9 protein-coding genes and 1 pseudogene are annotated in these 7,725 nt (G+C 65.5%); 9 read left to right on the top strand and 1 reads right to left on the bottom strand.

Going from position 1 to position 7,725, the window contains the following annotated elements:
• The 8 genes from BSIN_RS26710 to BSIN_RS02530 all read left to right on the top strand — a co-directional run.
• Window positions 1-83, top strand: an 83-nt coding sequence (locus BSIN_RS26710; protein WP_143757286.1) for a BamA/TamA family outer membrane protein, incomplete at its 5' end; no start/stop codon positions are given.
• 67 nt (window positions 84-150) lie between these two features.
• Window positions 151-654, top strand: coding sequence for an OmpH/Skp family outer membrane protein (locus BSIN_RS02560; RefSeq protein ID WP_059513538.1), 504 nt, complete (start codon window positions 151-153; stop codon window positions 652-654).
• A gap of 13 nt (window positions 655-667) precedes the next feature.
• The gene (gene lpxD / locus BSIN_RS02555; RefSeq protein WP_089339415.1) at window positions 668-1,780 is read left to right on the top strand and encodes a UDP-3-O-(3-hydroxymyristoyl)glucosamine N-acyltransferase; all 1,113 of its coding nucleotides are present in this window, start codon (window positions 668-670) and stop codon (window positions 1,778-1,780) included.
• A 123-nt stretch (window positions 1,781-1,903) separates the two neighbouring features.
• The gene (fabZ, locus tag BSIN_RS02550; protein ID WP_059513534.1) at window positions 1,904-2,371 is read left to right on the top strand and encodes a 3-hydroxyacyl-ACP dehydratase FabZ; all 468 of its coding nucleotides are present in this window, start codon (window positions 1,904-1,906) and stop codon (window positions 2,369-2,371) included.
• Window positions 2,372-2,434: 63 nt separating this feature from the next.
• Window positions 2,435-3,223, top strand: a complete 789-nt coding sequence (gene lpxA, locus BSIN_RS02545; protein WP_059513531.1) for an acyl-ACP--UDP-N-acetylglucosamine O-acyltransferase — start codon at window positions 2,435-2,437, stop codon at window positions 3,221-3,223.
• Window positions 3,224-3,227: 4 nt separating this feature from the next.
• On the top strand, window positions 3,228-4,397 hold the full coding sequence (lpxB, locus tag BSIN_RS02540) for a lipid-A-disaccharide synthase (RefSeq protein ID WP_059513529.1): 1,170 nt from the start codon (window positions 3,228-3,230) through the stop codon (window positions 4,395-4,397).
• The gene (gene rnhB / locus BSIN_RS02535) at window positions 4,397-5,044 is read left to right on the top strand and encodes a ribonuclease HII (RefSeq protein ID WP_059513528.1); all 648 of its coding nucleotides are present in this window, start codon (window positions 4,397-4,399) and stop codon (window positions 5,042-5,044) included. Before lpxB ends, rnhB begins: the two co-directional genes overlap by 1 nt.
• On the top strand, window positions 5,041-5,829 hold the full coding sequence (locus tag BSIN_RS02530) for a TrmH family RNA methyltransferase (RefSeq protein WP_089339414.1): 789 nt from the start codon (window positions 5,041-5,043) through the stop codon (window positions 5,827-5,829). Before rnhB ends, BSIN_RS02530 begins: the two co-directional genes overlap by 4 nt.
• Window positions 5,830-5,929: 100 nt before the next feature.
• Here the strand turns inward: BSIN_RS02530 and ppsR are convergent, their stop codons facing one another.
• Entirely contained in the window at window positions 5,930-6,745 is an 816-nt protein-coding gene (gene ppsR, locus BSIN_RS02525; RefSeq protein ID WP_059513524.1) for a posphoenolpyruvate synthetase regulatory kinase/phosphorylase PpsR, read from the bottom strand.
• Window positions 6,746-7,025: 280 nt separating this feature from the next.
• Between ppsR and BSIN_RS02520 the strand changes: the two are divergent.
• Window positions 7,026-7,721: pseudogene (locus tag BSIN_RS02520) on the top strand (phytochelatin synthase family protein); the annotation flags it as partial.
• Between the last annotated feature and the right edge of the window lie 4 nt (window positions 7,722-7,725).

Genomic DNA, 7,725 nt, shown 5'->3' with positions numbered 1-7,725 from the left:
AGCTGAGTTTGGGCTTCCCGCTGCAGAAGCATACCGGCGACCAGTATCAGAAATTCCAGTTCCAGATCGGAACAGCGTTCTGATCGGATCAGACTGACTACAAGTATCGAGAGGGTAATCTTGCTAACCGCTAAGTTTTCGAAACGACTGATGGGCGCGCTGGCGCTCGTCGCTGCGCTCGGCGTGTCGCTTGCGCATGCGCAGGACGTTGCGCGCATTGCTGCTGTCAACTCGGATCGGATCCTGCGCGAGTCGGCGCCCGCGAAGGCCGCGCAGACCAAGCTCGAAGCCGAGTTTGCGAAGCGCGACAAAGATTTGCAGGACATGGCCGCTCGTCTGAAATCGATATCCGACGCGCTCGACAAGAACAGCTCGTCGCTGTCGGCGAACGACCGTGCGCAGAAGCAGCGCGATCTCGCACAGCTCGACACCGATTTCCAGCGCAAGCAACGCGAATTCCGCGAGGATCTGAACCAGCGCCGCAATGAGGAACTCGCGGCGGTGCTTGATCGCGCGAACAAGGTGATCAAGCAGATCGCCGAGCAGCAGAACTACGATCTGATCGTGCAGGAAGCGGTCTACGTGAGTCCGCGCATCGATATCACCGACAAGGTGTTGAAGGCGCTTGCATCGCCGTCGGCCGGATCGAATTAAGGAGCGCGGGGTCATGGCATTGACGCTCGAGGCGCTCGTCGCGCGATTTGGCGGCGAGATCGTCGGCGACGGCCGACAGGAAGTCGGCTCCCTTGCTCCGCTTGATCAGGCGGGCCCGAAGCAGCTCGCGTTTCTTGCCAATCCGAAGTATCTGGCGCAGGTCGAGGCGACCGGTGCAGGCGCGGTGCTGATCGCGCCGCGCGATCTCGAGAAACTCGGTGCGGCCGCGAACGGCCGCAATTTCATCGTGACGGCGAATCCGTATGCCTATTTCGCACGTGTCGCGCAGATGTTCATTGATCTCGCGGCGCCACAGCGTGCAGCGGGCGTGCATCCGAGCGCGAGCGTCGATCCGGCCGCGCAGGTCGCGGCGAGCGCAGTGATCGGCCCGCACGCGACGGTCGAGGCGGGCGCGGTGATCGGCGAGCGCGTGGTGCTCGACGCAAACGTGTTCGTCGGACGCGGTACACGGATCGGCGACGATTCGCATTTGTACCCGAACGTCACGGTCTATCACGGCTGCGTGCTGGGCGCTCGCGCGATCGTCCACTCGGGCGCGGTGATCGGCTCGGACGGCTTCGGCTTTGCGCCGGATTTCGTCGGCGACGGCGACGCGCGCACCGGGGCGTGGGTGAAGATTCCGCAAGTCGGCGGCGTGACCGTCGGTGCGGACGTCGAGATCGGCGCGAATACGACGATCGACCGCGGCGCGATGGCCGATACCGTCATCGACGAATGCGTGAAGATCGACAATCTCGTGCAGATCGGCCACAACTGCCGGATCGGCGCGTACACGGTGATCGCCGGCTGCGCGGGCATCGCGGGCAGCACGACGATCGGCCGCCATTGCATGATCGGCGGCGCGGTCGGCATTGCCGGGCATGTGACGCTGGGCGATGGCGTGATCGTCACCGCGAAATCGGGCGTGTCGAAATCGTTGCCGAAAGCGGGCATCTACACAAGTGCGTTTCCTGCCGTCGAGCACGGCGACTGGAACAAAAGTGCGGCGCTCGTGCGCAACCTCGACAAGTTGCGCGATCGGATCAAGGCGCTCGAAACCGCGCTGGCCGCACGGGAACACATTGAACAGGATAGCGCCGCCCGAGGTAACGACATCGGCGCATAGCACGGCGTCGACCGGGCGCGCAGGGTGCCGCCCCGGCCGGTCGACTGAACCGCGGGCCGCCTCTTCAGACGCGGCCCGCATCCGCATTCATCACCGCGCAGGCATTGCGTGAGACGAACCACTATGAGTACTGAAAAAATCAATTTCGACATCCACAAGATTCTCTCGCTGCTGCCGCATCGCTATCCGATCCTGCTCGTCGATCGCGTGCTCGAACTCGAACCGCACAAGTCCATCAAAGCGATCAAGAACGTTTCGATCAACGAACCGTTCTTCCAAGGGCATTTTCCGTCGCGACCGGTGATGCCGGGCGTGCTGATTATCGAAGCGCTCGCGCAGGCGGCGGCGCTCCTGACGTTCGCCGAGGAAGAGCAGCGCAACGCGGAAAATACGCTGTACTACTTCGTCGGTATCGACGGCGCGCGCTTCAAGCGGGTCGTCGAGCCGGGCGACCAGTTGATTTTGAACGTCACGTTCGAACGCTACATCCGCGGTATCTGGAAGTTCAAGTCGGTCGCGGAAGTGGACGGCAAGGTCGCGGCGGAAGCCGAACTGATGTGTACCGTCAAGGCGGCCGACTCGGCCCCCTGAACGCCGCCCGACGCATGCCGCACGGCAACGCAACGCGACTTACACATTGAGAGGCAACGGCGCATGAGCAGGATTCACCCCACGGCGATCGTCGAGCCGGGCGCGCAGATCGACGAAACGGTCGAAATCGGCCCGTATGCGATCATCGGGCCGAACGTGACGATCGGCGCGCGGACCACGATCGGTTCGCACAGCGTGATCGAAGGCCATACGACGATCGGCGAGGACAATCGCATCGGCCATTACGCGTCGGTCGGCGGTCGTCCGCAGGACATGAAGTATCAGGGCGAGCCGACGCGGCTCGTGATCGGCGATCGCAACACGATCCGCGAATTCACGACGATTCACACGGGCACCGTGCAGGATGCCGGCGTCACGACGCTTGGCGACGACAATTGGATCATGGCCTACGTGCACATCGGGCACGACTGCCGGGTCGGCAGCCACGTGATCCTGTCGAGCAACGCGCAGATGGCCGGCCACGTGCAGATCGGCGATTGGGCGATCGTCGGCGGGATGTCGGGCGTTCACCAATTCGTGCGGATCGGCGCGCATTCGATGCTGGGCGGCGCATCGGCGCTCGTGCAGGATGTGCCGCCGTTCGTGATCGCGGCGGGCAACAAGGCCGAGCCGCATGGCATCAATGTCGAGGGGCTGCGTCGCCGCGGCTTCTCGCCGGATGCGATTTCCGCGCTGAGAAGCGCCTATCGGCTGCTGTACAAGAACGGTCTGTCGCTCGACGACGCGAAAGTCCAGTTGCGCGAACTCTCGCAAGCGGGCGGCGACGGCGACGCGGCCGTGAAGGCGCTCGTCGATTTCGTCGAGACGTCGCAGCGCGGCATCATTCGCTGACGCAATGGCGTTCCAACCCACCTCGTCGCTGCGCCTCGCGCTCGCCGCTGGCGAGCCGTCGGGCGATCTGCTCGGCGCGTCGCTGCTCGAAGGGCTGCATACGCGGCTTCCGGCGTCGTCCCGTTATTACGGAATCGGCGGGCCGCGGATGATGGCGGCCGGGTTCGATGCGCATTGGCCGATGGAAAAGCTTGCGGTGCGCGGTTACGTGGAGGCGCTCAAGCACATTCCCGAGATTCTGCGCATTCGCGGCGAATTGAAGCGGCAGTTGCTCGCCGAGCCGCCCGACGCGTTTATCGGCATCGATGCGCCCGATTTCAATTTCGGTCTCGAGCATGCGTTGCGCGGCGCGGGCATTCCGACGATCCATTTCGTCTGTCCGTCGATCTGGGCTTGGCGCGGCGGCCGGATCAAGAAGATCGTCAAGGCCGTCGACCATATGCTGTGCCTGTTTCCGTTCGAGCCCGAGTTGCTTGAGAAGGCGGGCGTCGCGGCGACGTTCGTCGGCCATCCGCTCGCCGACGAAATTCCGCTCGAGCCCGATATGCACGGCGCGCGAATCGCGCTCGGCCTGCCGGAAAGCGGCCCCATAGTCGCGGTGCTGCCGGGCAGCCGCCGCTCGGAGATCGAGCTGATCGGGCCGACGTTTTTCGACGCGATGGCACTGATGCAGCAGCGCGAGCCGGCTTTGCGTTTCGTCGTGCCGGCCGCCACGCCGATGTTGCGCACGCTGCTGCAGCCGCTCGTCGACGCGCATCCGCAGCTTTCCGTCACGCTGACGGAGGGCCGCGCGCAGGTTGCGATGACCGCCGCCGACGCGCTTCTCGTGAAAAGCGGCACGGTGACGCTTGAAGCGGCGTTGCTCAAAAAGCCGATGGTGATCTCGTACAAGGTGCCGTGGCTGACCGGCCAGATCATGCGCCGCCAGGGTTATCTGCCCTATGTCGGCCTGCCGAACATTCTCGCGGGCCGCTTCGTCGTGCCCGAGTTGCTCCAGCATTTCGCCACGCCGCAGGCGCTTGCCGATGCGACGCTCACGCAGTTGCGCGACGACGCGAACCGCCGGACCCTGACCGAAATCTTTACCGACATGCATTACACGTTGCGGCAGAACACCGCGGCGCGCGCGGCCGAGGCGGTCGCGCGCGTGATCGACAGCAGGAAGCCGCGCTGATGGCGACGACGCGAAACCCTCGCAGCACCCGAGCCGGCGCGGATCAACCGGCGCTCATCTTCGATGCGCCCGACGAGATCGTCTGCGGCGTCGACGAGGCAGGGCGGGGGCCGCTGGCTGGCCCGGTCGTCGCGGCCGCGGTGATTCTCGATCCCATGCGCCCGATCGAAGGGCTCGACGATTCGAAGGCGCTGTCCGCGAAAAAGCGCGAGCGGCTTTATCACGAGATCGTCGCGCATGCGCGCGCGTATTGCGTCGCGTCGGCGAGCGTCGACGAGATCGATACGCTCAACATCCTGCATGCGACGATGCTTGCGATGAAGCGCGCGGTCGAAGGGCTCGCGCTCACGCCGACGCTTGCGAAGATCGACGGCAATCGGTGCCCGACGCTCGCGGTGCGCAGCGTCGCGATCGTCGGCGGCGATGCGCTCGTGCCGAGCATCTCGGCCGCGTCGATTCTCGCGAAAGTCACGCGCGACCGGATGCTCGCCGATTTGCACGAGCGCTTCCCGATGTACGGTTTCAACGCGCACGCTGGCTATGGCACGCCGCAGCATCTCGCCGCGCTGCGCGAGCACGGGCCGTGCGAGCATCATCGCCGCTCGTTCGCGCCGGTGCGCGCGGCGGCGCTCGATTCCAGCCGATGAAAGCGATCACTTCGCGCGACAACCCGCTGTACAAGCGCCTGAAGGCGCTGGCGGGCTCGGCCCACCAATTGCGGCGCGGCGGCCACGCGCTTCTTGAAGGGTTGCATCTGGCCGCCGCCTATCTGGACGCGCTCGGTCAACCCGAGCTTGCGGTCATCACTGAAGGCGCACTCGCGCATCCGCAGGCGCGGGCGATCGCCGGGCGGATCGATCCCGCGCGGCTTGTCACGCTGCCCGACACGCTGTTCGGGCAACTGTCGGACGTCGTCAACGGGATCGGCGTGCTGCTGCTCGTCGCGCGGCCCACGCCGGCGTTGCCCGAGCGAATCGAGCGCACATCGGTCGTACTCGACGGCGTGCAGGATGCGGGCAATGTCGGCTCGATCCTGCGCAGCGCGGCGGCCGCCGGCGTGACGCAGGTGTTTTGCGCGCCCGGGACGGCTTACGCGTGGTCGCCCAAGGTGCTGCGTTCGGCGATGGGCGCGCATTTTCTGCTCGATATTCACGAGGGTATCGACGCCGACGTGCTGATCGGGCGGCTCGCGATCCCGATCGCGTTGACCGATTCGCACGGCGCGCGTGCGCTCGACGACTGCGATTTGTCGGGGCCGCTTGCATGGGTATTCGGCAACGAAGGCGCGGGCGTGTCGGCCCGCTGGCGGCAAGCGCAGGCGCTTCGCGTGACGATTCCGCAGCCGGGCGGCATGGAATCGCTGAATGTCGCGGCGGCGGCGGCCGTTTGTCTGTTCGAACAATGTCGGCAGCAGCGCGTGCGTGGCGCGTGACGCGGCCGGCGTGGCATCGCTTGGCGTGGTTTTACGCGGATCGGCGCGGCGCCAAGCCGCGCGGCTCGCGTCGCCGGAGCGCCTCCGATGCCGCTCAGCTTCAGTATGATTGCCGCTCGAGCTTGATTTCCTGCAGGATCGTCGTCGCGATTTCCTCGATCGACTTGTGCGTCGACGACAGCCACTTGACTCCTTCGCGCCGCATCATCGCTTCCGCCTCGTTGATCTCGTAGCGGCAGTTCTCGGGCGCCGCATACTTGCTGCCCGGCCGGCGCTCGTTACGAATCTCGGACAGCCGCTGCGGATCGATCGACAGCCCGAATAGCTTGCTGCGATGCGGATGAAGCGGCGTCGGCAGCCTGCCGCGCTCGAAATCCTCCGGAATCAGCGGATAGTTCGCGGCCTTCACGCCGTACTGCATCGCGAGATACAGGCTCGTCGGCGTTTTGCCGCTGCGCGAAACGCCGATCAGGATCACGTCGGCGTCGGCGAGATTGCGGTTCGACTGGCCGTCGTCGTGCGCGAGCGAGAAATTGATCGCCTCGATGCGCGTCTTGTACTCCTCGGTGTCCGCGTTCTGATGGACGCGCCCCATCGCGTGGCTCGACTTGAGCTGCAACTCCTGCTCGAGCGGTTCGACAAAGCGCTGGAACATGTCGAGCACGAGCGCGTTCGAGCGCTTGACGGTCTCGTTCGATTCGCCGTCGACGAGCGTCGTGAACACGATCGGGCGGCGTCCGTCGTGCTGCGCGGCGTCGTTGATCTTCTCGACGGCCGTATAGGCTTTCTCGACCGAGTCGATGAACGGCACGCGGACGAGCCGGAATTTCTGGTCGAACTGGGACAGGATCGAATGCGCGAAGGTTTCGGCGGTGATCCCGGTGCCGTCGGAGACGATGAAAACGGTGGGTAGCATGGGTCGTTGCGTCGAGCGAGTATTGCCGGCCGGCCGCGGCCGGGAAGCGGCCATTCTAGCAAGGGCACGCGCCGGGTGGTGTGCGGGCCCGGCCGCGCGTGAGCGTCGGGCGTGCATGGCCGTCCCGCGCGCGGCGGCGCGTGCGCCGGCTTTCACGTATGCTACGACGGCCCGGCCATGCCGGGCGGCTGACGTTGACGCTTGCGCGTGCCGCAGGCGGATTACCGATAACGGGAGAGGGCCGATGATTCGAACGATGCGAAATAGGTTCGCTGTCTGCGCGATGGCCGCGATTGGCGCGATCGCGCATGCGCAAAGCTTGCCGCTGCCGCCGGGGCTGATCGATCTCGGCAGCGCGGCCGGCGAGCATTTGCTGGCCAGGAGTGCCGCGCGCAGCGCCTATGTGCCGCTCGGCAATCAATTCGTCACGCAGAAGACCGAGAGTTTTTGCGGCGTCGCGTCGCTCGTGATGGTATTGAACGCGCTGCGCGTGCCGGCGCCCGCGGCGGCCGAATATCCGCCTTTTCACTATTTCACGCAGGATAACGTGCTCAACGACGCAACCGAGCAGATCCGCCCGCGCGTGCTAATCGAACAGCGCGGAATGACGCTCGATCAGCTCGGCGCGATCGCGAATGCGCTGGGGCTTGCCGGCGCGGTGCGCCATGCGTCGGACGCCTCGGCCGACGCGTTCCGCGACGAAGCTGTCGCTGCGTTCAGCCGGCCGGGGCATTATGTGCTGGTCAACTATCTGCGCAGCCGGCTCGGCCAGCAGACGGGTGGCCATATCTCGCCGCTCGCCGCCTACGATGCCGGGACCGACCGGTTTTTGATCCTCGACGTGTCCCGTTACAAATATCCGCCCGTCTGGGTGAAGACGGCCGATCTGTACGCGGCGATGAATACGCCCGATTCCGATAACGGCGGACGCAGCCGCGGCTACGTGCTGATTGACGGCGCGCCGGGTGTGCGCTGACCGT

Source organism: Burkholderia singularis, from assembly GCF_900176645.1.
Lineage (GTDB): Bacteria > Pseudomonadota > Gammaproteobacteria > Burkholderiales > Burkholderiaceae > Burkholderia > Burkholderia singularis.
The sequence above is the reverse complement of the archived record's forward strand: the minus strand, read 5'-3'. Positions and strand labels throughout refer to the sequence as shown.